We start from the raw sequence: 22,888 nt of genomic DNA on the forward strand, positions 1-22,888 counted from the left end.
TTATAAGCGGCGTCAGCCGCTTTCTGTTTCGGTGAGCGGTCTCGCCACTTGCACCGCCGCGGGTTCTCAGCGGTCGTCTCGCGAGGACAGCCCCGACGCCGTGTATTGGACATACATCAGGAGGGGCTCCCGGAGCCGAGACGGCCGCTGAGGTTCCGCCACCGGCACCGCCACGCAAAGCACTTCCGAAACACTCCCTCGCCGGGGAGTGCCCCGAAGTCCACTGCGAGTTCGAAGACAGGCGCTCAGAGCCCGGCGGCCACGGCGGCGTGCACGGCCCGCGCGAGGGCCGCGCCGATGCGGGAGCGCGGGCCGCCGTAGGGTTCGGCGTCGCCGTCGGGCGGGCAGAGCACGACCGCTGCGTCGGTGACGGTTCCCGTCCCGTCCAGCCCCGCCTCGACCAGCGCCTGCGCCTTGGCCTCGGCCACCGTGGCGATCGCGTTGACCAGCGCGCCCTCGCTGAGCCGGACCGGTGACCAGCACACCGCGTTGATCGTGCCCGGGCGCCACGCGGCGCACTCCTCGGGCGCGGCGGCCCAGATGGCCTCGTCGACGCCCGTGGTGACGCTCACCCGCACGCCGCTGTCGACGGAGGTGACCTCGTGGCGCACGTCGACCGCGGTCAGCAACCCGACACCGTCGCCGGGCAGGCCCAGCTCGGCGGCCATCTCGGCGACGTGCCCGGCCGGGTCGGGGTGGTCGTAGCCCCGGGGCACGGTGGCGTTGAGCACCCACGAGCGCAGGCCGATGCCGCCGCCGTGCGGCGCCGAGGAGATCGCCAGCCGGGGTCCGCCGCAGCGCCACACCAGCACCGGGTGTCCGCCGACCGACCGCAGCAGCGGCGCGGTCACGACGCCGCGAGCGCCCGGACCACCCGGGACGGGCTCGGACGTCCCAGCCGCTCGGCCATCCAGCGGCTGGTCTCGACGAGTGCGCCCAGGTCCACGCCGTGCTCGATGCCCAGCCCGTCGAGCATCCAGACCAGGTCCTCGGTGGCGAGGTTGCCGGTCGCCGACTTCGCGTACGGGCAGCCGCCCAGGCCACCCGCCGACGAATCCACAGTGGACACACCGGCGCGCAGGGCGGCGTGGGTGTTCGCCAGGGCCTGGCCGTAGGTGTCGTGGAAGTGCACGGCCAGCCGGTCCACCCCGATCCCGGAGGTGGCGAACGCGCGCAGCAGCGCCTCGACGTGACCCGGCGTCGCCACGCCGATCGTGTCGCCCAGCGACAGCTGGTCGCAGCCCATCTCCAGCAGCCGCCTGCCCACCGAGACGACCTGGTCGACGGCCACCGGCCCCTCCCAGGGGTCGCCGAAGCACATCGACACGTAACCGCGCACCCGCAGCCCCTCGGCGACGGCCCGCCGCACCACCGGGTCGAACATGACGAACTGCTCGTCGAGTCCCCGGTTGAGGTTGCGCCGGGTGAACGTCTCGGTCGCGGAGGCGAAGATCGCGACGTCGCTCACCCCGGCCTGCAGCGCGCGGTCCAGCCCGCGCGAGTTGGGCACGAGCACCGGGTAGCGCACGCCGGGGGTGCGCTGGAGCCCGTCGAGGAGTTCGGCGGCGTCGGCCAGCTGCGGGACCCATTCGGGGCGGACGAAGCTGGTCGTCTCCACCACCGCGAGACCGGCGTCGGCGAGGCGGTGCAGGAACTCCAGCTTCACGTCGAGCGGCACGATCTCCTGCTCGTTCTGCAGCCCGTCGCGCGGACCGACCTCCCAGATCGTCACGGCGGCCGGGAGCTGGAACGGCTCCGGCGGCACCACCTGCATCGGCAGCCCGAGTTCGCGCGGCCCCATCAGCGCTCCTCCCAATCCCAGTCGTCCCGAGGATCGTCGTTGACCTCGCGGTAGAGCAAGGTGTGCACCTGCTCGACGTTCGGGATGTCGTCGAACTCCAACGGCTCGTCGGAGGCCGATTCGACGATCAGCGTGCCGCAGCCGACCAGGCGGTCCAGCAGGCCGTGCCGGAAGCGCACCGAGTTGATCCGGGACATCGGGATGTCGATGCCGGACCGCGTGAACACGCCCTCGCGGACCATCAGCCGGTGCGTGGTGACCACGAAGTGCGTGGTCCGCCAGCGCACCAGCGGGGCCAGCGTGAACCAGATGATCAGCACCGCGCCGACCACGGCCAGTCCGACCCAGGCGATCATCCGCCAGCCGGTGGCCGCGGCCAGTGCCGCGAGGTAGGAACCCCCACCGACCACGACGAACAAGATCAGCACCGGTAGCACCAGCATCTTCCAGTGCGGATGCTTGTGGACGATCACGTGCTCGTCCTCGCCGAGCAGCCCTTCCGGGTAGGCCACCGGACATTCCTCCTCAGCCCGTCGCAGCGTCGCCGATCACGGTACCGGTGGTCCGGCCGGGCGCAGGTGCACCACGTCACCCGCGGACACCGACGTCGTGGTGCCGTCCGCGCCGCGGACCACCAGCCGGCCCTGCTCGTCGACGTCGACCGCGGTGCCGAGCAGCTGCTCGTCCGCGCCGAGTTCGACGCGGACCTGCCGGCCGAGGGTGCCGCACAGCCGCCGGTAGCGGTCGAGCAGGCCGGACCCGACGACGTCACCGCCGTCGCGCCGCCACAGCTCGTCGAGCTCGGCGAACGCCAGCAGCAGCGCGGCGGTGAACTCCTCGCGGTCCACCTCGGCGCCCTCGGCGGCCAGCGACGTCGCGGGCAGCCCGTCCGGGCGGGCGGGCAGGTCCTCGCGCCGCTGGTGCACGTTGACGCCCATGCCGAGGACGATCGCGGTCCCGCTCGGGTCGGTGATCGCCTCGGCGAGGATCCCGGCGCCCTTGCGCCACTCGTCGGGCTCGCCGAGCAGCAGGTCGTTCGGCCACTTCAGGGCGGCGGTGATGCCGGTGGTCCGGGTCACGGTCTCGGCGAGCGCCACTCCGGCGATCAGCGGCAGCCAGGCGATCTGCGCGGGCGGGACGTTCGGCCGCAGCAGGATGCTCATGTGCAGCCCGGCCCCGCGCGGTGACGACCACTGCCGTTGCAGCCGCCCGCGGCCGGCGAACTGCTCCTCGGCGATCAGCACGGTGCGGTCCACCGCGCCCCGCCCGGCGGCGGACACCAGGTCCGAATTGGTGGAGCCCGTCGCGGTCACCACGTCCAACGCCGCGTAGGGCCCGTTCGGCACGACCCGAGCCCGCAACCGCTCGGCGTCCAACAGCACAGGAGTCGTCACCACCCCAGCCTAGGAGCCCGGCGCAGCGCCTCGACCTGGGGCGGAGGGCGGGTGCCGGTTTCGCGGGAGAACTCCCGGGACCGCGCGGTCGCGGGCGGCTCTACCATCGCGGGCGTGCGTTTCGTGCTCGCTTCCGCTTCCCCCGCCCGGCTGTCGGTGCTGCGTTCCGCCGGGATCGATCCGCTGGTGCGGGTCTCGGGCGTCGACGAGGACGCCGTGACCGCCGCGCTGGTCGACCCGGCCCCGGCGGAGGTGGTGACCGCGCTGGCCGAGGCCAAGGCGGACGCCGTCGTCGGCGACGTCGCGGCCGTCGAACCGGACGCGGTGATCGTGGGGTGCGACTCGATGCTGCTGACCGGCACCGGCGAGATCGTCGGCAAGCCCGGCACCGCCGAGGCCGCCGCGAAGCGCTGGCGGCAGAACGCGGGCGGCACCGGTGAACTGCTGACCGGCCACGCGGTGGTCCGGCTGCGCGACGGCGAGGTCGTCGACCGCACCAGCGCGCACCTGGGCACCACGGTCCGCTTCGGCGAGCCGACCGACACCGAGATCGACGCCTACGTCGCCACCGGCGAGCCGCTGCACGTCGCGGGCGGTTTCACGCTGGAGGGTTTCGGCGGCTGGTTCGTGGAGGGCGTCGACGGCGACCCGTCCAGCGTGCTCGGCATCAGCCTGCCGCTGACCCGCAAGCTGCTCGCCGACGTCGGCGTCGGCATCGTCACGCTGTGGCGCACGCCGAATGCGGGCTGAAATCAGGCATTCCTCCTCTCGCGTGAACACAAACACAATTCGGTTACCCCTGGATGGGTTGCTCGTGCCTCGCGGTTACAACTGTCCGCGATGGGAACTCCACGGCGCTGCTACCTGACCTCGCGCCTGCACGTCGATCTGCGGCGGCAGGCCAGCGCCGTCTGTCCGTAGTCCGGAACTCCGCCGCCGGTGCAGCCCCGCACCGGCCAGTCCGCGACTTCGGGAGATCCCTGTGTCCACGTCCGAACAACGTCGGCGAGCGCCGCGCTTCAACCCCAAGCTGTTCGCCGTCGCCGTCGTCGCCTCGCTGGTGCTCGGCGCCCTGCTCGGCTGGCTCGCCAAGGCCACCGACGCGCAGTGGCTGATCACCGCGCTCGACACCGTCGGCTCGACGTTCACCAAGCTGCTCACGTTCACCGTGCTGCCGTTGATCTTCACGGCGATCGTGGTCGGCATCAACAGCCTCCGCTCGGTCGGCGGCGGCCGCGCGGCCGCCCGGCTCGGCGGCAAGACCGCGCTGTGGTTCGCGATCACCTCGCTGATCGCCGTGGTCATCGGCCTGGCCGTCGGCAGCCTGCTGCAGCCCGGGCACGGACTGGTCATCGAACCGGACCCGGACAAGCTCGCCGCGATCGGCAAGAAGACCCACGGCTCCTGGCTCGACCTGCTCAAGGGCCTCGTGCCGGAGAACCTGGTGAGCTCGTTCGCCGACGGCGAGACGCTCCAGGTGGTGTTCGTCGCGCTGCTGATCGGTGCGGCCAGCTACAGCCTCGGGGACAAGGCGGCGCCGTTCGTCGAGTTCAACCGGTCGGTGTTCGAGGTCATCCAGCGGGTGCTCGGCTGGATCATCCGGCTGGCCCCGATCGGCACGCTCGGCCTGGTCGGCAACGCGGTCGCCACCTACGGCAACGAGTTCTTCGTGCCGCTGCTGAAGCTGATCGGCGGCACGTACCTGGCGTGCGCGCTGGTGCTGTTCGCGGTGTACCCGCTGCTGCTGCGGTTCGCGGCGAAGGTGAGCCCGGTGCGGTTCTTCGCGAAGGCGTGGACGGTGCTGCAGTTCGCGTTCGTCTCCCGCTCCTCCAGCGCCAGCCTGCCGATGAGCCGGCAGACCGCCGAGAACCTGGGGGTCCAGCCCTCGTACGCCAGCTTCGCCGTGCCGTTGGCGAGCACCACCAAGATGGACGGTTGCGCGGCGATCTACCCGGCGATCGGGTCGATCTTCATCGCCAACCTGTTCAACATCCACCTCGGGCCCGCCCAGTACCTGACGATCGTCGCGGTCGCGGTGTTCGGTTCGATCGCCACCGCCGGGGTCACCGGCTGGTTCACCATGCTGACGCTGACCGTCGGTGCCCTGGGCTTCCCGCCCGCGGCCGTGGCCACCGGCATCGCCATCGCCTACGCCGTGGACCCGATCATGGACATGATGCGCACCGCCACCAACGTGGCGGGCCAGATCGTCGTCCCGGTGGTGGTCGCCCGCAGCGAGGGCATCCTCGACGACGAGGTGCTCGCCGAGCGCAGCGCCCCGCCGCTGCTCGCCGAAGAACGCGAACTCGCCAACGCCTGACCTGCGCGGACCCAGCGGCCCACCCCGGTGCGGGGTGGGCCGCGCCGCGTTCGGCGGAGGGATACTCGACCGGAGAACCGCCACCCGGGAGGTGCCGCGTGCCCGAGCCGACGCCGCTGCGCAAGGTCCTGGTCGCCAACCGCGGGGAGATCGCGGTGCGGGTGGTCCGGGCGTGCCGGGACGAGGGCGTTTCCAGCGTCGCCGTCTACGCCGAGCCCGACGCGGATGCGCCGTTCGTGCGGCTGGCGGACGAGGCGTTCGCGCTGGGCGGGGTCACGGCGGGTGAGTCGTACCTGGACATCGGCAAGGTCGTGGACGCGGCGCGGCGGTCGGGGGCGGATGCGGTGCATCCGGGGTACGGGTTCTTGTCGGAGAACGCGGAGTTCGCGCAGGCGGTGATCGATGCGGGCCTGGTGTGGGTGGGTCCGTCGCCGCAGGCGATCCGGGATCTGGGGGACAAGGTCACGGCTCGGCACATCGCGATGCGGGCGGGGGCGCCGTTGGTGCCGGGCACGCAGGACCCCGTGTCGGGTGCGGACGAGGTGGTGGCCTTCGCCGAGCGGCACGGGTTGCCGGTGGCGATCAAGGCGGCGTTCGGTGGGGGTGGCCGGGGGTTGAAGGTGGCCCGCACGGTGGAGGAGATCCCGGAGTTGTTCTCCTCGGCGGTGCGGGAGGCCGAGGGCGCCTTCGGTCGGGGCGAGTGCTTCGTGGAGCGGTACCTGGATCGGCCGCGGCACGTGGAGGCGCAGGTGGTGGCCGATCGGCACGGCGCGGTCGTGGTGGTGGGCACCCGGGATTGTTCGTTGCAGCGGCGGCACCAGAAGCTCGTGGAGGAGGCCCCGGCGCCGTTTCTGGGCGAGGAGCAGCGGCGCACGATTCACGAGGCGGCGCGGGCGATTTGCGCGCAGGCCGGGTATCACGGGGCGGGGACGGTGGAGTTCCTGGTGGGCCAGGACGGCACGATCTCGTTCCTGGAGGTCAACACGCGGTTGCAGGTCGAGCACCCGGTGTCGGAGGAGACCGCGGGGATCGACCTGGTGCGCGAGCAGTTCCGCATCGCCGCCGGGGAACGGCTGGCGATCAGCGAGGACCCGCGGCCGCGGGGGCACGCGATCGAGTTCCGGATCAACGGCGAGGACGCCGGGCGGGGTTTTCTGCCCGCACCGGGCACGGTGACCCGGTGGCAGGCCCCGGCCGGGCCCGGGGTGCGGGTCGACTCGGGCGTGGAGACCGGCAGCGTCATCGGGGGCCAGTTCGACTCGATGCTGGCCAAGCTGATCGTCACCGGGGCGGATCGGCGGCAGGCGCTGGAGCGGTCCCGGCGGGCGCTGGACGAGCTGGTGGTGGAGGGCCTGCCCACCGTGGTGCCGTTCCACCGGGCGGTCGTGCGGGATCCGGCGTTCACCGGTGAGGACGGGTTCACCGTGCACACCCGGTGGATCGAGACCGAGTTCGACAACACCATCGAACCCCACACCGGCGGAACCGAACCCGCACCGGCCCCGGACCGGCAGACCATCACCGTCGAAGTCGGCGGCCGGCGACTGGAAGTCTCCCTCCCCGCCCGGTTCACCGCCGCCACCGGGAACAACCCGGGACGCGCCGAACCCCGCAGGCGAACGAGCGGCCGGACCCCGACCACCTCGGGCGACGCGGTCACCGCGCCGATGCAGGGCACCATCGTCAAGATCGCCGTCACCGACGGCCAACGGGTCGCGACCGGAGACCTCATCGCCGTCCTGGAAGCGATGAAGATGGAGAACCCCGTCACCGCGCACAAGGACGGCACCGTCACCGGTCTCACCGCCCAACCCGGCGACCCCGTCGCGCAGGGCGCACCCCTCTGCGAACTCCGGGAATGAGCGCATCCGCCGAGGCCGCGGCGAACGTACGATGGCGGTGTGGACAAGGGCCGTCGCGGCAAGGACCTCCGGATCGGGGATCCGGAGCGGGAACGCGCGATGACGCTGCTCGGGGAGCACTTCACGGCCGGGCGGCTGGAGGTCCACGAGTACGACGAGCGCTGCCGGCTGGCCGCCGCCGCCCGCTTCGCCTCCGAAGTCGACGCGCTGTTCGAGGACCTGCCCGCGCCGCACCCCGAGGACCCGGCGGTGCCCACCCCGGCCCGCACCCCGCGCCCCTCCGCCGACGCCCAGCGCATCGGCGGCCGCGTCGTGCTGCTGGTGTGCGCGGCCGCGATGGTGGTGCTGCTCGTCGTGATCGCCAAGCAGTTCGCGCTGCCGCTGCTGGTACCGCTGCTGGCGGTGTTCTGGTTCTCCTCGCGCCGGTGAGTCGCCGCCCCGGGCCGGGAGATCACCCGGTTACGGTGAAGGCCATGCACAGTTCGCGGATCACCGGTGGGCGGAGGCTGGGTGCGGTGCTGGCCGCCGCGACGCTCGTCCTCACCGGCTGTGGCCTGTGGCAGTCGCAGCGGAAGGCCGACACGGCAGCTCCGGCGCCGCCGCCACTGCCGCCGACGACCAGCGCTCCCCCGCCGTTGCCGCCGCGCCCGTACGCGATCCCGCTCGACCACCTCGACCCCTGCGAGCTGCTGACCTCCGACCAGCGCGACCAGCTCGGATTCGACCGCGATCCGATCCCGAACTCCGAGGCCGGGTTCGGCGACGCCGCCACGTGCAGCTACCGCAACACCACCGCCAAGGTGGGCGCCCGCCTGGCGCTGATCACCACCGAGGGCATGGGGGTGTGGACCGACGACACCGCGCAGGTGGAGGCGACTCCGGTCGTGGTCGACGGCTTCCCCGCCCTGGTGATCAAGACCCCGGGACTGGACCTGTCCTGCAACGTCGCCGTCGACGTGGCGGACGGCCAGCACCTGGACATCCTCTACCGGGACGACGGGGGCCAGCCGCCACCACCGGTGGACCTGCTGTGCGCCGGGGCGCAGCACGTCGCCGAGGACACCGTGGCGACGCTGCGCAACCCCGCGACCGCGGAGACGTCCAGTCCGAAGACGTCGACCACGTCGCCACGAACGTCCGAGCCGCACCGGTGATCCCGGACACGCACCGACACCGGGTGGACCGCTCCGGCGCGGTACTCACCGCGATTGGAGCACTCCCCAGCGTGACGATTGGTGACTACAGTGATCGGCGGACGTTTCGGAGCTCGCCGAGGTGACCGGCCGCCCGGTCGAGCGCTCAAGCGCCTGGAGCCCGCTTCCGCAGCGGGCTCCCACCTGTGGGAGGGGAAACAAGTGCCGCTCAGTTCTTCGCCGGGCGACGGGCCCGGACCGCTGCCGGGACCGTCCGGAGGTTCCGTGCAGGTCGAGCCGACCGCGATCCCGCGGCTGGTCGACGCGCTGCAAACGTCGCTGGACTCGGTCGGGCTGCAGATCGAGCACGCGATCACCGAGCTCCGCATCCGCCCGTGGGCGGGCGACCCGGTGAGCTCGGGAGCGGCCGAGGAGTTCAACCAGCGCTCGCTCGGCGGCCACGACGACGCGCTGACCGCGCTGTGCGGCTACCGCGACCAGTTGCAGGCCGCCGCCGAGTCGCTGCAGCGCGCCAACCGCCAGTACCAGCGGATCGACGGCGACAGCGCGTCGACCATCGGCGGGGACTGCTGAGCACCATGGGCGAGCACCGCTGGCAGGGTTACAGCCACCACGAGCTGTTCGCGCAGATCCACGAGGGCCCGGGGCCGGACGGATCGACCGAGAGCGTCCGCCGCTGGTCCGAGCTGACCCGGGCGCTCGGCGAGATCGACAACGGGCTGGCCGCGGCGGTCCGGAGCGCGATGGCGGCCTGGCAGGGCGACGCGGCCGACAGCGCGCGCGACGGGCTCCGCCCGCTCGGCGACTGGGCGACGCAGGCGCAGGAAGCCGCGGCCGTGATGCGGGAGCGCGCCGAGCAGCAGGCCCAGTTCATCGCCAAGGCGCGCAGCGACATGCCGCCACCGGTGCGCGTGACCACCGAGGACCCGGGGACGGCGGCGACGCTGCTGACCCACCTGTTCGGCGGGCAGACCGACTACGAGCTCCAGGAGGCCGAGCAGAACGCGGCCGAACAGCGGGCTTTCGACGTCATGCGCACCTACGAGGCGTCGACGCGCAGCAACACGACGTCGCTGGCGTCGTTCAGCCCGCCACCCCAGGTCGTCGTGGACGCCCCGGTCACCGGGCACGGCGGCGCGGCGACGCAGCGGCCCGTGACGATCAGCTGGGGCGCCGCCCCCGCACCGGTGCCGCCGGTCGCCGCCCCGGGCGGCGGCGGTGCGCAGGGCGCGGCGGCGCGTGGCGAATCGCGCGGGAGTCGTGGCGACTCGCGCGGGAGCCGCGGCGGGGCGGCGGCGCGCCGCGACGGCGGACGCCTGGCCGCGTCGTCCCGGCGGCCGCTCCGGGACCGGGACGCCGAGTCGGTGAACCGGCAGGTCACCGAGGAGATCGGCGGTTCCGGCGGGTTCTTCGACGAGCCGCAGACGCTGGCGAGGCCGGTGATCGGCGGCGAGCCCGGCGCATGACCGCTGCCGACCAGGACCGGCGGCTGCGGCTGTCGGCGCTCGAATTCGACGTGCTCACCGAACACCTGGGCCTGGAGCGGATGCCGCTGGTGCTCAAGGTCCCGTCACCGGGACGCACCCGCGCGGAACGCGCCGAACTGGTCGACGCGGTGTGGCGGTCCCTCGCGGACCGCGATCTGGGCGGTCCGACCCGGCTGGACCCGGAGCTGGAGGGGATGCTGCGGCTGCTGGTCCGACCGGACCGCGAGGTCGACGCCCGGCTCTGGCTGGACCGCAGCGTCCGCGTCCTGGCCGCGGCCGGTCCGGTCGACGACGCCGTGCTGGTGGTCAAGGACGAGGACGAGCTCACCTTCCGCCCCGCGGCCGCGTCCGGCCTCGCCCGCGAGGCCGTGTCGGTGCTGCCCGCGCTGCCCGCCGGATCGGGCGGGTCGGTGTCGGTGCCCAGCGCGGACCTCGACGCGGCGGCCGAGGAAGCGGGCGACGACCTCGAACGGCTGCCGACGGCGCTGGTGCGCCGGGGCGTCCGCGCCGACGACGCCGAGACGCTGGCGCGCATGGTCAACGGCGTGGGCTCGCGCGGCCAGTTCGGCGTGGCGGCGCGGGACCGCTGGGGCCGCAGGACCCGCGCGGGCCACGTGGTCGGCTGCTTCGACACCCCGCACGGCCGCTACGCCCAGCTGCGCCGCGAGTCGCCGTCCGGCCAGCCGTGGAGCACGATCGCCCCGGCGGACGCCCGCCGCCTCACCGCCCACGTCGAGGAACTCCTCGCCGAGGTCACCGACGGCCTCCCGGGCCCGACCCCCTTCACCTAGCGCGTGTTTTACAAGCGGCGTCAGCCGCTTCCTCTTTCGGTGAGCGGTCTCGCAGCCCGCACCGCCGCGGGTTCTTCGGTGGTCACAGTGGCGCGTCAGCGCCTCCTTGGGGGTGGTGGTCGGGAGACGGGCGGGCGTCTCGCGAGGACAGCCCCGACGCTGTGTATTGGGCATACATGAGTCGGGGCTCCCGGAGCCGGTGTGGCTGTGGCGCGCAGCGCCTCCGTGGGGGGCGGTGGTCGGGTGACGGGCGGGCCGCTGAGGTTCCGCTCCCGGCACCGCCACGCAAAGCATTTCCGGGACACTCCCCAGCCCACCCCGCGGTGCCGCGCGCAAGCACGCGCGACACCGCGGTTTTCGCCGGTCAGCTGATCGGTTCGGTGAGCTTCTCGCGGGCCTCCGGGGCGGCGGAGCGCTTGGCGTCGGCCGCCTGGTCGTCGGGCTGCAACTGCGAGTCGCGTTCGGCGTCGACGCGCTGGGTGTAGACCTCGATCTCGCGGGCCACCCGGGCGTCGTCCCAGCCGAGCACCTCGGCCATCAGCCGGGCCACCGGTTCCGCGCAGTCGATGCCGCGGTGCGCGTACTCGATGGAGATGCGGGTGCGACGGGTGAGGACGTCCTCCAGGTGGAGCGCGCCCTCGTGGCTGCACGCGTAGGCGACCTCGGCCTGCAGGTAGTTGGGCGCGGCCGGGATCGGCTTGAGCAGTTCCGGCCGCTCGTCGCCGAGGGCGAGCACGTCGTGGATCTCCGAGCCGTACCGGTCGAGCAGGTGCCGGATGCGGTACGGGTGCAGACCGTGCTCGGCGGCGAGCTGGTCGGCCTGGTTGACCAGCGCGTGGTAGCCGTCCGCGCCGAGCAGCGGCACCCGGTCGGTGATGGACGGCGCCATCCGGCCGGCCACGTCGCCGGAGATCGCGTCCACCGCGTCGGCGGCCATCACGCGGTACGTCGTGTACTTGCCGCCCGCGATGGCGACCAGGCCCGGGGCGACCCGGGCGACCGCGTGCTCGCGGGACAGCTTGGAGGTCTCCTCGCTCTCCCCCGCCAGCAGCGGGCGCAGACCCGCGTAGACGCCCTCGATGTCGTCGTGCTTGAGCGGGGTGGCCAGCACGGTGTTGACGTGTTCGAGGATGTAGTCGATGTCGGCCTTGGTCGCGGCCGGGTGCGCCAGGTCGAGGTTCCAGTCGGTGTCGGTGGTCCCGACGATCCAGTGGTTGCCCCACGGGATGACGAACAGCACCGACTTCTCGGTGCGCAGGATCATCCCGCTCTCGGCGACGATGCGGTCCCGCGGGACGACGATGTGCACGCCCTTGCTGGCGCGCACCCGGAAGCGGCCGCGGCCGCCGGAGAGCCGCTGCAGCTCGTCGGTCCACACGCCGGTCGCGTTGATCACGGCCTGGGCGCGGACCTCGGTCTCCTCACCGGTCTCGACGTCGCGCACCCGCACGCCGGCGATCCGGTCGGCCTCCCGCAGGAACCCGGTGACCTGGCTGGAGTTCATCACGACCGCGCCGTAGCGGGCGGCGGTGCGGGCCACGGTCATGGTGTGCCGGGCGTCGTCGGCCTGGGCGTCGTAGTAGCGGATGCCGCCGATCAGCGCGTTTCGCTTGAGCGCCGGGACCATCCGCAGCGCGCCCGCGCGCGAGAGGTGCTTCTGCCCGGGGACCGAGCGGGCCCCGCCCATCGTGTCGTAGAGGAACAGACCGGCTGCGGTGTACGGGCGTTCCCAGAACCGGTGGGTCAGCGGGTACAGGAAGCTGACCGGCTTCACCAGGTGCGGTGCGAGGCGGGTCAGCATCAGTTCGCGTTCCCGCAGTGCCTCGCGCACCAACGAGAACTCCAGCTGTTCGAGGTAGCGCAGGCCGCCGTGGAACAGCTTGCTCGACCGGCTGGACGTGCCGGAGGCCAGGTCCCGGGCTTCCACCAGGGCGACCCGCAGGCCACGGGTGGCGGCGTCGAGCGCGGTGCCCGCGCCGGTGACCCCACCGCCGATGACCACGACGTCGAACTCCTCGGAACCGAGGCGCCGCCAGTTGTCCGCCCGTTCCGCGGGCCCCAGCCTGCCCGTCGTGCGGGCCACTTCGCTTTCGGTCTTCTGCCTGGACACCAGGGGTCCTCCTCGCTCGAATCACATGCCACCGCACGACGCGGAACCGGACTCGGCGCCTATCGCCCCGCGGTGGTCATCATGCCCGACGGGCACCACCCGTGCCCGCCGCGTCACTGCCCTCAGCACCGGCCCGCTCCACGCGGGCGCCCCGTTCCCGGAGCACCTCGACGTCCGCGTCCGGGGTCCGGGAATCGACGATCACGACGTCAAAGTCCTCGGCCGGCGCCACCGCGTGCAGCGCGCGCCTGCGGAACTTCGTGTGGTCGACGTAGAGCACCCGGCGCCGCGCCGAGGCCAGCATGGCCTTCTTGATCTGCACCATCTCCTGCTGCGGGTAGAAGCAGATCCCGTCGGTGACCGCGGAGACCGACATGATCGCCAGGTCGACGCGCAGGTTGCGCAACGCGTCCAGCGCCATGCCGCCGACGAACGCGTCCGCCCACGGCAGGTAGTCGCCGCCGATGCTGATCAGGTGGATCCCCTGCGCCGCAGCGAGTTCGCCGAACACGCCGCGGTGGTTGGTGACCACCGTCAGCGGCGCCCGTTCCGGCAGCAGCCGGGCCAGGTAGACGCCCGTGGTGGAGTCGTCGAGCACCAGCGCCTGACCTGGTTCGACCAGATCGGCGGCGGCCCGGGCGACCTCCTCCTTCTCCGCCTGGTTCTGCTGCATCCGGTACTCCGAAGCCGCCTCGTACAGCAGCGACGAGGCCGCCGAGACGTAGCCGCGGTTGCGGTGCACCAGCCCTTGCGACTCCAGGTCGGCCAGGTCCCGGTACACGGTCATGGCGCTGGCGCCCACCGTCGCGACGAGGTCGTCGATGCGGAGGGTGCCCTCCTCCATGACCAGCTCGGTGATCCTGCGCCGTCGGTCCTGCTGCTTGCTCGACGGGCGTCGACCGGAAGTCCCGGACATTCGACCTTCCCCTCACACCATGTTCGTCCACCGGCAGGCTCCCATCCTCCCCATTGGCGGCGTGGTGTTCGGGGCGTGCCCGAGGCGCTCCGTCGTCACCGCGTAATCCGATAAAAACATCATAGAACCGGTCTTGCAATGTTGGTTTTCACAGGGTTAATGTGACCCAGCCTGCGGCGCGGGGCCCAGGCGTATGAGCTCCAACGGGGGAGGTCATGGCAGACGTCCGCATCGCCTGCGACCCCACCCGCGCCCGCTCTACGACCGTCCCCGATCTCGCAGGTCAACGCGCTAGGCGGGACGGACCAACCGGTTGCCCACGAGTGGCGGCACTCGTGGACACGTGTTGCCATGCGGCAGTACCGTCCCGACTCGCTCCACGTCGGACAGACACTGGACCCGCCCGAGTCGACGGCGGTACCTAGAGGGGACCGGGCAGTATGAGCCTTGGCGAGATCTTCCTGTGGGAATTAATGGGAACGGCGGCGCTCACCTTGCTGGGCTGCGGGGTCGTGGCGAACGTGGCCCTGCGCAACACCCTCGGCCACAACGGGGGTTGGCTGCTGGTCAACTTCGGCTGGGGCTTCGCGGTCTTCGTGGGCGCCAGCATCGCCGCTCCCACCAAGGCGCACCTCAACCCCGCCGTGACGCTGGGACTCGCGATGGACGGCCAGGTGCCGTGGTCGCAGGTGCCGACCTACATCGCCGCGCAGCTGGTCGGCGGCGCGCTGGGCGCCGGTCTGTGCTGGGCCACCTACAAGCTGCAGTTCGACACCCACGACGATCCCGCGAACACGCTGGGCGTCTTCGCCACCGCTCCCACCGTGCGCAACGCGCCGTGGAACCTGGTCACCGAGATCATCGGCACCTTCGTGCTGGTGCTGTGGATCATCCTCAGCCCGCAGGCGCGCCCCGGCGAACACGTCGGTGTCCCCGAGTTCGGCAACTCGGCGCTCGGCTACGCGGCCGTCGCGTTCGTGGTGATCAGCATCGGCAGCTCGCTCGGCGGTCCGACCGGATACGCCATCAACCCGGCCCGCGACCTCGGTCCGCGCGTCGCCTACGCGCTGCTGCCGATCCGCGGCAAGGGCTCGGCCGACTGGGGATACGCGTGGATCCCGATCGTCGGCCCGGTCATCGGCGGCGTGCTGGCCGGTGCTCTGGCGCAGATCCTGCCGGTCACCTGATCCGAACGTCCACACAGGAAGGTAGAGCGAAATGGCCTCCTACGTCGCCGCAATCGACCAGGGAACGACGTCGACCCGGTGCATGATCTTCGACCACTCCGGTCAGGTCGTGGCGGTCGACCAGATGGAGCACCGGCAGATCTTCCCTCGGGCGGGCTGGGTCGAGCACGAACCGGCGGAGATCTGGAGCAACACCCGGCAGGTGTGCGCCGGAGCGCTGGCCAAGGCGGACCTGGTCGCCTCGGAGATCGCCGCGTGCGGGATCACCAACCAGCGCGAAACCACCGTGGTGTGGGAGAAGGACACCGGCAAACCGGTCTACAACGCGATCGTCTGGCAGGACACCCGCACCGACGAGATCGTCAACCGGCTCGCCGCCGAGGGCGGGCAGAACCTCTTCCACCAGCAGACCGGGCTGACGCTGTCGCCGTACTTCTCCGCGACGAAGCTGCGCTGGATACTGGACAATGTGGACGGTGTCCGGGAGCGCGCCGAGAAGGGCGAGCTGCTGTTCGGCAACATGGACACCTGGGTGCTGTGGAACAGCACCGGCGGCCCGGACGGCGGCCTGCACGTCACCGACCCGACCAACGCCTCCCGCACGTTGCTGATGGATCTGCGCTCGTTGCAGTGGGATCCGGACATCTGCCGGGAAATCGGCATCCCGATGGCGATGCTGCCGGAGATCCGGTCGTCCTCGGAGGTCTACGGCCGGTTCCGGGAACGCGGGGTGTTCGGCGGAATTCCGATCGCGGGCATCCTCGGCGACCAGCAGGCGGCCACCTTCGGCCAGGCGTGCCTGTCGCCCGGCGAGGCCAAGAACACCTACGGCACCGGCAACTTCCTGCTGCTCAACACCGGAACCGAGCCGGTGCTGAGCAACAACGGCCTGCTCACCACGGTCGGCTACAAGATCGGCACGAACGAGACGGTCTACTGCCTGGAGGGGTCGATCGCGGTCACCGGTTCGCTCGTGCAGTGGCTGCGCGACAACCTCGGCCTGATCGCGACGGCCCCGGAGATCGAGCAGGTGGCGCGTTCCGTCGACGACAACGGCGGCGCCTACTTCGTCCCCGCGTTCTCCGGACTGTTCGCCCCGCACTGGCGCTCCGACGCGCGCGGCGCGATCGTCGGCCTGACCCGCTACGTCAACCGCGGGCACCTGGCGCGCGCGGTGCTGGAGGCCACCGCATTCCAGACCCGCGAGATCGTCGAGGCGATGAACGCCGACTCCGGCGTGCCGCTGAAGTCCCTCAAGGTCGACGGCGGCATGGTCGGCAACGAACTGCTGATGCAGTTCCAGGCCGACATCCTCGGCGTGCCGGTGATCCGCCCGGTGGTCGCCGAGACCACCGCTCTCGGCGCCGCCTACGCCGCCGGTCTCGCGGTCGGCTTCTGGGAAGGCGAAGCCGACATCCGCACCAACTGGGCCAAGGACAAGCAGTGGGACCCGGCCATGCCCGCCGACCTCCGCGAACGGCAGTACCAGCAGTGGCAGAAGGCGGTGACCAAGACCTTCGGGTGGGTGGAATGACCCACCGGTAGTCCACTTCGGACGCCGCGCCGCGCGGGCGGGCGCCGGCTGGGACGTCGGTCGGCGGTGCGGGCGACCTCCGGGGGCGCCCGCACCGGACCGGGTTGCCCGAACGGTTACCGGAAAGATGCTTGCTTCCGCCGGGTTCGCGCTCATACTGATCACGTGATCGACGAGTTGCAGCGCGAGTACGCGGAGGTGCGCGATCTCATCAGCGCCCTCCAGCAGCGGCTGGTTCGTCTCCCGGTGAGCCCGGAGTGGAGCAGCTCCTTGCAACGGCTGGTGCGAGAACTGGCCGATCAAGTCGAGCACGCCACGGAGACCCGACGGCCGGTCGAGGAACCGCACCGTTTCCGGACCAGGCCACCTCGGCTGCGCTAGCGCAGTTCGTCCACAGTGGAGGATTGTGGCCGGTCTGCTCAGCGGAAGTCGGCCGCGTGGTCGCGCGCCCACTCGGCGAAGGTGCGCGCGGGACGGCCGGTGACCTGCTCGACCGTGGGCAGGACCGCCTCGGCCGCGCGGGACCGGAAGTGCAGCAGCGAGTCGGCGACCGCGGCCGGGACGCCGTGCGCGATCCACTGCTCGCGGGCCGTTTCCGGGGAGATCTCCTCGAAGCGGACGTCCCGGCCGATCACGGCACCGATCGCGCGCACCTGGTCCGCGATCGTGATCACCTCGGGTCCGCTGAGCGTGTACACCTGCCCCGCGTGACCCGGCTCCAGCAGTGCGGTCGCGGCGACCGCGGCGATGTCGTCCTCGTGGATCGGCGCCTGGCCGGTCGAGCCGTGCGGTTCGCGGACCACGCCGTCGGCGCGGATGCTCGGCGCCCAGGCCAGGGCGTTCGCCGCGAACGCGCCGGGCCGCACGTGCGTCCACCGCAGACCGGCCTCCTCCACCGCCCGCTCGACCGCGCGGTGCCGCTCGCCGATCGGGTTCGGCTCGGCGAAACCGGTCGCGGCCGACGACAGCACGGCCACGTGCCGCACCCCGGCCGCCTTCGCCCGCGCGGCGAACTCGCGGGCCGTCTCGGGCACCGGGAACAGGAAGGCGGCGTCGACGCCCGCCAACGCGCCGTCCAGCGCGGCGGGGTCGGTGAGGTCACCGCGCACCACCTCGACCCCGGCTGGCAGGCCCGCCGTCTCCGGGCGCCTGGTCAGCGCCCGCACCCGTCGCCCGGCCGCGAGCAGCCGGTCGACCACGCGGCGTCCCACGTTCCCGGTGGCCCCCGTCACCAACACCGTCATGACCCGTCCCTTCGTCGGATGGACCAGGCGACCGTATTCCTTGGAGCGCACTGGAAGTCAAGGTCCGGACTGGGGGACCAGGTCGGCCCGCAGCAGTCCGGCGGCCACGAGATCCGCCCAGAACGCGGCCGGAACCGGCTCGACGAACAGGGCGGCGTTGCCGCGCACCTCCTCGGCGGACCGGGCGCCGACCACGACCGAGGCCACCGCCGGGTGCGAGGCGGCGAAGGCCATCGCCGCCTGCGGCACGCGGACGTCGTGCCGCCTGGCCACCTCGGCGATCCGCCGGACGCGGTCGCGCAGCTCCCGCGACGCGGGCGCGTAGTCGTACCTGGCGTCCGGCCCCGGCTCGTCGGTGGCGAGCAGACCGCCGTTGAACACCCCCGCCGCGAGCACGGACACGCCCCGCCGCAAGCACGCCGGCAGCATCGTGTCCACTGCGGACTGATCGAGCAGCGTCCACCGACCGGCCAGCATCACCACGTCGACGTCGGTCTCCACGACGAAGCGCTCCAGCAGCCGCCACTGGTTCATGCCCACGCCGATCGCGCCGACGACGCCCTGCGCGCGCAGCTCGTGCAGCGCGGGGTACGCCTCGCGGACCACCTGTTCCCAGTGGTCGTCCGGGTCGTGCAGGAGCACCACGTCGACCCGGTCGGTGCCCAGACGGTCCAAACTGGACTCCAGCGAACGGCGGATGCCGTCGGCGCTGAAGTCCCACCGCCGCTCGTGGTCGGCGGGCACGTCGAAACCGGCGTCGTCGCGCAGCGCCGCCCGGTGCGGGCTGGGGACCAGCAGCCTGCCGACCTTCGTGGACAGCGCGAACTCCGCGCGCGGCCGTCCCGCGAGCGCCGCGCCCAGCCGGCGTTCCGCCAGGCCCAGGCCGTAGTGCGGCGCGGTGTCGAAGTACCGGACACCGGCCTGCCACGCAGCGTCGACGGCGCCGCGCGCGGTGTCCTCGTCGACCGCCCGGTACAGGTTGCCGATGACCGCACCGCCGAACCCGAGCCCGGTGACGCGCACCCGGGAGCGGCCCAGCCGCCGCACGGGTCAACCCTTCCGCAGCCGCAGGCCGTGCATGCCGCCGTCCACGGCCAGCGACGTCCCGGTGGTGGCACCGGCCGACGGGCCCGCCAGGTAGGCGATCGCGGCGGCGACCTCGGCCGCGGACACCAGGCGTCCGGTGGGCTGCCGGGCCCGCAGCGCGCGCAGCTCGGCCTCCGGGTCCTCGGCGGCGGACAGCAACCGGCGTACCCACGGGGTGTCCGCGGTCCCCGGGTTGACGCAGTTGACGCGGATGCCCTCGGCGAGGTGGTCGGCGGCCATCGCCCGCGTCAACGACAGCACGGCCCCCTTGCTGGCGCTGTACAGCGCCCGGTCGGGCAATCCGGCGGTCGCCGCGATCGAGCAGGTGTTGACGATCGCCGCCGACGACGACCGGCGCAGGTGCGGCAGGCAGGCGCGCGTGGTGCGCACGATGCCCAGCACGTTGACGTCGAAGACCCGGTTCCACTCGGCGTAGGAGTTCGCCTCGACGGTGCCCTGCGCGCCGATCCCGGCGTTGTTGACCAGCACGTCCACGCCGCCCAACCGCCGGGCCGCCTCGTCGACTGCCCCGGTGACCGCGGCCGGGTCGGTGACGTCGCACTCCAGGCCGAGCACCCCGGCGGGCGCCCCCGACGGGTCCAGGTCGAGGCACGCCACCGCCGCGCCCCGGGACGCCAGTTCCTCCGCCGCGGCGCGCCCGATCCCCGATCCGCCGCCGGTGACGACCGCCGCCAGCCCCGCGAACTCGCTCATGCGCCGCGCTCCCTCGCGATGTCCGTCCACACCGGACCGTCCGGGTAGCGGTACTCGGCCACCGACTCCGGACGCATCCGCGCGGAGAACCCCGGCTCCCGCGGCACCTGGTAGTGCCCGTCGCGCACCACCGCCGGGTCGAGGAAGTGCTCGTGCAGGTGGTCGACGTACTCGATGACCCGGTCCTCCATCGAGCCGGACACCGCCACGAAGTCGAACATCGACAGGTGCCGCACCAGCTCGCACAACCCGACGCCGCCCGCGTGCGGGCAGACCGGAACGCCGAACTTGGCCGCCAGCAGCAGGATCGCGATGTTCTCGTTCACCCCGCCCACGCGCGCGGCGTCGATCTGCAGGTACGACAGCGCGTCCGCCTGGAGCAGCTGCTTGAACACGACGCGGTTGGCGACGTGCTCACCGGTGGCGACCCGCACCGGCGAGATCGCGCGGGCGATGGCGGCGTGCCCCAGCACATCGTCCGGGCTGGTCGGCTCCTCCACCCACCACGGGTCGAACGGGGCGAGTTCGCGGATCCAGTCGATCGCGGTGCCGACGTCCCAGCGCTGGTTGGCGTCGACCGCGATGCGCACGTCCGGTCCGACGACCTCCCGCGCGATGCGCATCCGCCGCACGTCGTCCGCGACGTCCCCGCCGACCTTGAGCTTGATCTGCCGGAAACCCCGCTCGACGGCCTCGCGGCACAGCCGCCGCAGCTTCGCGTCGTCGTAGCCGAGCCAGCCGGGACTGGTGGTGTAGGCCGGGTAGCCGGACCGGCGCAGCTGCGCCTCCCGCTGCGCGCGCCCGGGTTCGGCGCGGCGCAGGATGTCCAGCGCCTCCTCCCGGGTCAGCGCGTCGCTGAGGTACCGGAAGTCGACCAGATCGACGATCTCGGTGGGCGGCAGGTCGGCGAGCAGCTTCCACAACGGCTTGCCGTCGCGCCTGGCCCGCATGTCCCACAGCGCGTTGACCACCGCCGCCACCGCCATGTGCACGACGCCCTTCTCCGGGCCGAGCCAGCGCAGCTGCGAATCGTGCACCAACTCGGCCCACACGCCGCCGAGGTCGTCCAGCGTCGCGTCGAGGGGCCGACCGGCCAGGAACGGCTCCAGGGCGCGGATCGCCGCGGTCTGCACCTCGTTGCCGCGGCCGATGGTGAAGGCGAAGCCGTGCCCCGCCAGGCCGGTGTCGGTGTCGACCACGACGTAGGAGGCCGAGTAGTCGGGGTCGGGGTTCATCGCATCCGACCCGTCGAGTTCGCGGGAGGTGGGGAAGCGGACATCGCAGGTGCTCAGCCCGGTGATCGTGCCCGTCACGCCTGCCCCACCTCCGGGTGCGGTGAGTCCGTCCGGCCCCACGACGTCCCCTGCCCGCAGCGGCACATCGCCGCCGCGCGAAGGTCACCACCCACGAGCGGTGTGTCGTCGATCACTCGACCCTATCCGTCGGATGACCGCCCCACAAGGGACCGGAATCCGGGCTCCGCCGACCGGCATCGGCGCGAAGGGAGCAGACCTGTGCGCTCTCGACGACCGGACGCCACCCGTCGCGCGAACCTCCCGGTGCCCCGAGGGGGCGCTCCGTCGAGTGTCCACTGTGGACGCCGAGGTGGTCCGCTCCGGACACGGCGACCCGGGCACGTCCGGCGGCGGAGCCGAACTCCGCGCCGCGGCAGCGGAACTCGTCAGCTGACCGGCGACGCCAGCGCCTCCAACGCCTCCTCCACCATGCGCTTGGTGTGCCGCAGTTCGTGGCCGTCCAGCCGATCCCGCAACTCGCGCAGCTCCCGTTCGGTGTCCCGCCGCGGGCGTCCCAACCGGTCCAGGCTCTTGAGCAGCCCCAGCCGGGCCAGCGCCGAGCCGCGCGGTTCCTCGATGGCCTGGAACTTCTCCCAGGCGTCCCGGTAGGTCCGCGCCGCCTCGCCGTACCAGGACGCGCGGAACAGCACGTTGCCGCGCATCTTCCGGTTGTACGCCAGGGCGCTGGCCAGATCCATGCGGCGGCAGATCTGCTCGCCGCGCGCGAGCAGCGCGAGCGCCTCGTCGTGCTCACCGCGCAGCGACAGCACATCCGCCTGCCCGCGCAGCGCCCAGGCGAGGCCGCGCTCGTCCCCGCCGTCCTCGGCGATCCGGGCGGCCTCGTCGAAACCGCTCCAGGCCGCGTCCAGGTCCCCGGCGTTGCGGTCCAGCTGCGCGAGTCCCTCCAGCGCCCACACGATGTGGCGGCAGGCGCCCTGCTCACGCGCCTCGTCGAGCAGCTGGACGTGCAGGACGCGCGCCTCCTGGTGGTCACCGCGGATGCGCAGCGTCTCGGCGACCCCGGCCAGCGAATAGCCGAACGCCACCCGATCGCCGCCCCGGTCCGCGAGGTCGCGCGCGGCGCTGAGCCAGCGCACCGCCAGGTTCAGCCGACCGCGCTGCCGCGCGAGCGTTCCCCCGCTCCACAGCGCCCACGCCATCGCGGCCTCGTCGGGCACGTCACGGGCGGCGCGGTAGCTGCCCCGCCACGCCGACTCGGCCTCGTCGAGCCGACCGAGCCGACGGCAGGCTTCGGCCATCGCGAGCCGCGACTGGGCCAGCGTGCGCCTGGCGTCGCGTTCCCGCTCCTTCGCCGTCTCCAAGACGCTGCGGTAGTCCGTGTTGACCGACATCTCGCTGAGCACCCCTTGGTACTCCGGAGCGAACGCCTTGCCGTACATCTCCACCTTCGCCTTCAGCGCGCCGGCCGGTGTCCTCCGCCGATCCCCGAGGAAGCGGAGGACACCGGCACTTCGAACCCCCGATGACAGGCACGCTACGGGCGCGAGGTGGTCGGCGACCTCGGCCGAAATGGCCGACGGGGTCGACCGATCGGCCAGGAGATCGGCCCGCCTCCTCGACCGTTCGACCGAGGATCAGTGCCCGGGGCGCTGCTCCGGCGGCAGCTGGCAGGCGGGCGTGGCGCCGGGTATCCGCGAGCGGTTGGCGGCCACCCAGCGGTAGACGAGGTCGGCGGCGGTGCGCACCACGGGTGCCGACAGCAGCCAACCGAGCGGACGCCACGGCAGGCGGCACCGCTTGAGCAGTTCGGCCACCGCCGCGGCTCCGCCGAACACCCGTCCGGACGGGGCCACCCACAGCACCTCGTGCCGCGCGCGGTCCTCGGTGGTGCGGTACGCCGCCAGGTCGGCTTCCTGCCAGGCGAGGACTCGCATGCGCACGGGCAGCCGTTCGGCCCACCGCGCGCTGCGGGTGCAGAAGCCGCAGTCGCCGTCGTAGATCAGCACCGGCAGGTCTGCCATGGCCCCTCCCA

General features: G+C 72.6%; 24 protein-coding genes. 12 read left to right on the forward strand and 12 right to left on the reverse strand.

Features of this window, described 5'->3' with window-relative positions; translation table 11 throughout:
- Window positions 1–245 precede the first annotated feature (245 nt).
- Genes NV263_RS26710 through NV263_RS26725 form a run of 4 tightly spaced genes read right to left on the reverse strand, consistent with a single transcriptional unit; the run spans window position 246 to window position 3,195 of the window.
- Window positions 246–851, reverse strand: a complete 606-nt coding sequence (locus NV263_RS26710; protein WP_263249426.1) for an adenosylcobinamide amidohydrolase — start codon at window positions 849–851, stop codon at window positions 246–248.
- Window positions 848–1,801, reverse strand: coding sequence for a hydroxymethylglutaryl-CoA lyase (locus NV263_RS26715; protein ID WP_263249428.1), 954 nt, complete (start codon window positions 1,799–1,801; stop codon window positions 848–850). The genes NV263_RS26710 and NV263_RS26715 overlap by 4 nt, the downstream gene beginning before the upstream one ends.
- Window positions 1,801–2,313: a PH domain-containing protein gene (locus NV263_RS26720; protein ID WP_263249429.1), complete on the reverse strand. Its 513-nt coding sequence runs from the start codon at window positions 2,311–2,313 to the stop codon at window positions 1,801–1,803. The genes NV263_RS26715 and NV263_RS26720 overlap by 1 nt, the downstream gene beginning before the upstream one ends.
- 36 nt (window positions 2,314–2,349) lie before the next feature.
- Entirely contained in the window at window positions 2,350–3,195 is an 846-nt protein-coding gene (locus NV263_RS26725; protein WP_263249430.1) for a biotin--[acetyl-CoA-carboxylase] ligase, read from the reverse strand.
- Window positions 3,196–3,309: 114 nt separating this feature from the next.
- Between NV263_RS26725 and NV263_RS26730 the strand changes: the two genes are divergently transcribed.
- The 9 genes from NV263_RS26730 (at window position 3,310) to NV263_RS26765 (ending at window position 10,809) form a co-directional block, all read left to right on the forward strand.
- On the forward strand, window positions 3,310–3,945 hold the full coding sequence (locus NV263_RS26730; protein WP_263249431.1) for a Maf family protein: 636 nt from the start codon (window positions 3,310–3,312) through the stop codon (window positions 3,943–3,945).
- A gap of 90 nt (window positions 3,946–4,035) precedes the next feature.
- On the forward strand, window positions 4,036–4,116 hold the full coding sequence (locus NV263_RS30765; RefSeq protein ID WP_380760580.1) for a putative leader peptide: 81 nt from the start codon (window positions 4,036–4,038) through the stop codon (window positions 4,114–4,116).
- A 55-nt stretch (window positions 4,117–4,171) separates the two neighbouring features.
- Window positions 4,172–5,515: a dicarboxylate/amino acid:cation symporter gene (locus tag NV263_RS26735; protein WP_263254392.1), complete on the forward strand. Its 1,344-nt coding sequence runs from the start codon at window positions 4,172–4,174 to the stop codon at window positions 5,513–5,515.
- A 98-nt stretch (window positions 5,516–5,613) separates the two neighbouring features.
- Complete coding sequence (locus NV263_RS26740) at window positions 5,614–7,377, forward strand: acetyl/propionyl/methylcrotonyl-CoA carboxylase subunit alpha (protein ID WP_263249432.1); 1,764 nt, start codon at window positions 5,614–5,616, stop codon at window positions 7,375–7,377.
- A gap of 39 nt (window positions 7,378–7,416) precedes the next feature.
- Window positions 7,417–7,806 (forward strand): DUF1707 SHOCT-like domain-containing protein, encoded by a 390-nt coding sequence (locus NV263_RS26745; RefSeq protein WP_263249433.1) that lies wholly within the window; start codon window positions 7,417–7,419, stop codon window positions 7,804–7,806.
- Between the two features lie 44 nt (window positions 7,807–7,850).
- Window positions 7,851–8,531, forward strand: coding sequence for a DUF3558 domain-containing protein (locus tag NV263_RS26750; RefSeq protein ID WP_263249435.1), 681 nt, complete (start codon window positions 7,851–7,853; stop codon window positions 8,529–8,531).
- A gap of 264 nt (window positions 8,532–8,795) precedes the next feature.
- Complete coding sequence (locus tag NV263_RS26755; RefSeq protein WP_263249437.1) at window positions 8,796–9,104, forward strand: hypothetical protein; 309 nt, start codon at window positions 8,796–8,798, stop codon at window positions 9,102–9,104.
- Between the two features lie 5 nt (window positions 9,105–9,109).
- Window positions 9,110–9,997 carry a PPE domain-containing protein gene (locus tag NV263_RS26760; RefSeq protein ID WP_263249439.1) on the forward strand — a complete coding sequence of 296 codons (888 nt, stop codon included), beginning with the start codon at window positions 9,110–9,112 and terminating at the stop codon, window positions 9,995–9,997.
- The gene (locus NV263_RS26765; protein ID WP_263249441.1) at window positions 9,994–10,809 is read left to right on the forward strand and encodes an ESX secretion-associated protein EspG; all 816 of its coding nucleotides are present in this window, start codon (window positions 9,994–9,996) and stop codon (window positions 10,807–10,809) included. The genes NV263_RS26760 and NV263_RS26765 overlap by 4 nt, the downstream gene beginning before the upstream one ends.
- A 364-nt stretch (window positions 10,810–11,173) precedes the next feature.
- Here NV263_RS26765 and glpD read toward each other — a convergent pair whose 3' ends face one another.
- A complete protein-coding gene (gene glpD / locus NV263_RS26770) occupies window positions 11,174–12,919 on the reverse strand; it encodes a glycerol-3-phosphate dehydrogenase (RefSeq protein ID WP_263249443.1) in 1,746 nt (581 codons plus the stop codon).
- Window positions 12,920–12,998: 79 nt separating this feature from the next.
- Entirely contained in the window at window positions 12,999–13,835 is an 837-nt protein-coding gene (locus NV263_RS26775; RefSeq protein ID WP_263249444.1) for a DeoR/GlpR family DNA-binding transcription regulator, read from the reverse strand.
- 440 nt (window positions 13,836–14,275) lie between these two features.
- On the opposite strand from NV263_RS26775, the gene NV263_RS26780 reads away from it, so the two are divergent.
- The 3 genes from NV263_RS26780 (at window position 14,276) to NV263_RS26790 (ending at window position 16,937) form a co-directional block, all read left to right on the forward strand.
- Complete coding sequence (locus NV263_RS26780) at window positions 14,276–15,022, forward strand: MIP/aquaporin family protein (protein ID WP_263249445.1); 747 nt, start codon at window positions 14,276–14,278, stop codon at window positions 15,020–15,022.
- 31 nt (window positions 15,023–15,053) lie between these two features.
- On the forward strand, window positions 15,054–16,556 hold the full coding sequence (gene glpK, locus NV263_RS26785) for a glycerol kinase GlpK (RefSeq protein ID WP_263249446.1): 1,503 nt from the start codon (window positions 15,054–15,056) through the stop codon (window positions 16,554–16,556).
- Between the two features lie 165 nt (window positions 16,557–16,721).
- Window positions 16,722–16,937: a hypothetical protein gene (locus NV263_RS26790; RefSeq protein ID WP_263249447.1), complete on the forward strand. Its 216-nt coding sequence runs from the start codon at window positions 16,722–16,724 to the stop codon at window positions 16,935–16,937.
- A 38-nt stretch (window positions 16,938–16,975) separates the two neighbouring features.
- Here NV263_RS26790 and NV263_RS26795 read toward each other — a convergent pair whose 3' ends face one another.
- The 6 genes from NV263_RS26795 to NV263_RS26820 all read right to left on the reverse strand — a co-directional run bounded on the left by NV263_RS26795 (window position 16,976) and on the right by NV263_RS26820 (window position 22,877).
- Window positions 16,976–17,800 (reverse strand): NAD(P)H-binding protein, encoded by an 825-nt coding sequence (locus NV263_RS26795; RefSeq protein WP_263249449.1) that lies wholly within the window; start codon window positions 17,798–17,800, stop codon window positions 16,976–16,978.
- 57 nt (window positions 17,801–17,857) lie between these two features.
- Entirely contained in the window at window positions 17,858–18,847 is a 990-nt protein-coding gene (locus NV263_RS26800) for an aldo/keto reductase (RefSeq protein ID WP_263249451.1), read from the reverse strand.
- A 3-nt stretch (window positions 18,848–18,850) separates the two neighbouring features.
- Window positions 18,851–19,600, reverse strand: a complete 750-nt coding sequence (locus tag NV263_RS26805) for an SDR family NAD(P)-dependent oxidoreductase (RefSeq protein WP_263249452.1) — start codon at window positions 19,598–19,600, stop codon at window positions 18,851–18,853.
- A complete protein-coding gene (locus tag NV263_RS26810; RefSeq protein WP_263249453.1) occupies window positions 19,597–20,913 on the reverse strand; it encodes an enolase C-terminal domain-like protein in 1,317 nt (438 codons plus the stop codon). The genes NV263_RS26805 and NV263_RS26810 overlap by 4 nt, the downstream gene beginning before the upstream one ends.
- Before the next feature lie 368 nt (window positions 20,914–21,281).
- Window positions 21,282–22,295, reverse strand: coding sequence for a tetratricopeptide repeat protein (locus NV263_RS26815; protein WP_263254393.1), 1,014 nt, complete (start codon window positions 22,293–22,295; stop codon window positions 21,282–21,284).
- 195 nt (window positions 22,296–22,490) lie between these two features.
- On the reverse strand, window positions 22,491–22,877 hold the full coding sequence (locus NV263_RS26820; RefSeq protein WP_263249454.1) for a thiol-disulfide oxidoreductase DCC family protein: 387 nt from the start codon (window positions 22,875–22,877) through the stop codon (window positions 22,491–22,493).
- Window positions 22,878–22,888 lie beyond the last annotated feature (11 nt).

The organism is Saccharopolyspora rosea, from assembly GCF_025643595.1.
Classification (GTDB): Bacteria; Actinomycetota; Actinomycetes; order Mycobacteriales; family Pseudonocardiaceae; genus Saccharopolyspora; species Saccharopolyspora rosea.

Bases quoted from the DNA above. Each gene is read 5' to 3' on its own strand.
- NV263_RS26715 (WP_263249428.1), bottom strand. From the start codon at position 1,801: ATGGGGCCGCGCGAACTCGGGCTGCCGATGCAGGTGGTGCCGCCGGAG.
- NV263_RS30765 (WP_380760580.1), top strand. From the start codon at position 4,036: ATGGGAACTCCACGGCGCTGCTACCTGACCTCGCGCCTGCACGTCGAT.
- NV263_RS26750 (WP_263249435.1), top strand. From the start codon at position 7,851: ATGCACAGTTCGCGGATCACCGGTGGGCGGAGGCTGGGTGCGGTGCTG.
- NV263_RS26760 (WP_263249439.1), top strand. From the start codon at position 9,110: ATGGGCGAGCACCGCTGGCAGGGTTACAGCCACCACGAGCTGTTCGCG.
- NV263_RS26765 (WP_263249441.1), top strand. From the start codon at position 9,994: ATGACCGCTGCCGACCAGGACCGGCGGCTGCGGCTGTCGGCGCTCGAA.
- NV263_RS26775 (WP_263249444.1), bottom strand. From the start codon at position 13,835: ATGTCCGGGACTTCCGGTCGACGCCCGTCGAGCAAGCAGCAGGACCGA.
- NV263_RS26780 (WP_263249445.1), top strand. From the start codon at position 14,276: ATGAGCCTTGGCGAGATCTTCCTGTGGGAATTAATGGGAACGGCGGCG.
- glpK (WP_263249446.1), top strand. From the start codon at position 15,054: ATGGCCTCCTACGTCGCCGCAATCGACCAGGGAACGACGTCGACCCGG.
- NV263_RS26795 (WP_263249449.1), bottom strand. From the start codon at position 17,800: ATGACGGTGTTGGTGACGGGGGCCACCGGGAACGTGGGACGCCGCGTG.
- NV263_RS26805 (WP_263249452.1), bottom strand. From the start codon at position 19,600: ATGAGCGAGTTCGCGGGGCTGGCGGCGGTCGTCACCGGCGGCGGATCG.
- NV263_RS26815 (WP_263254393.1), bottom strand. From the start codon at position 22,295: ATGTACGGCAAGGCGTTCGCTCCGGAGTACCAAGGGGTGCTCAGCGAG.
- NV263_RS26820 (WP_263249454.1), bottom strand. From the start codon at position 22,877: ATGGCAGACCTGCCGGTGCTGATCTACGACGGCGACTGCGGCTTCTGC.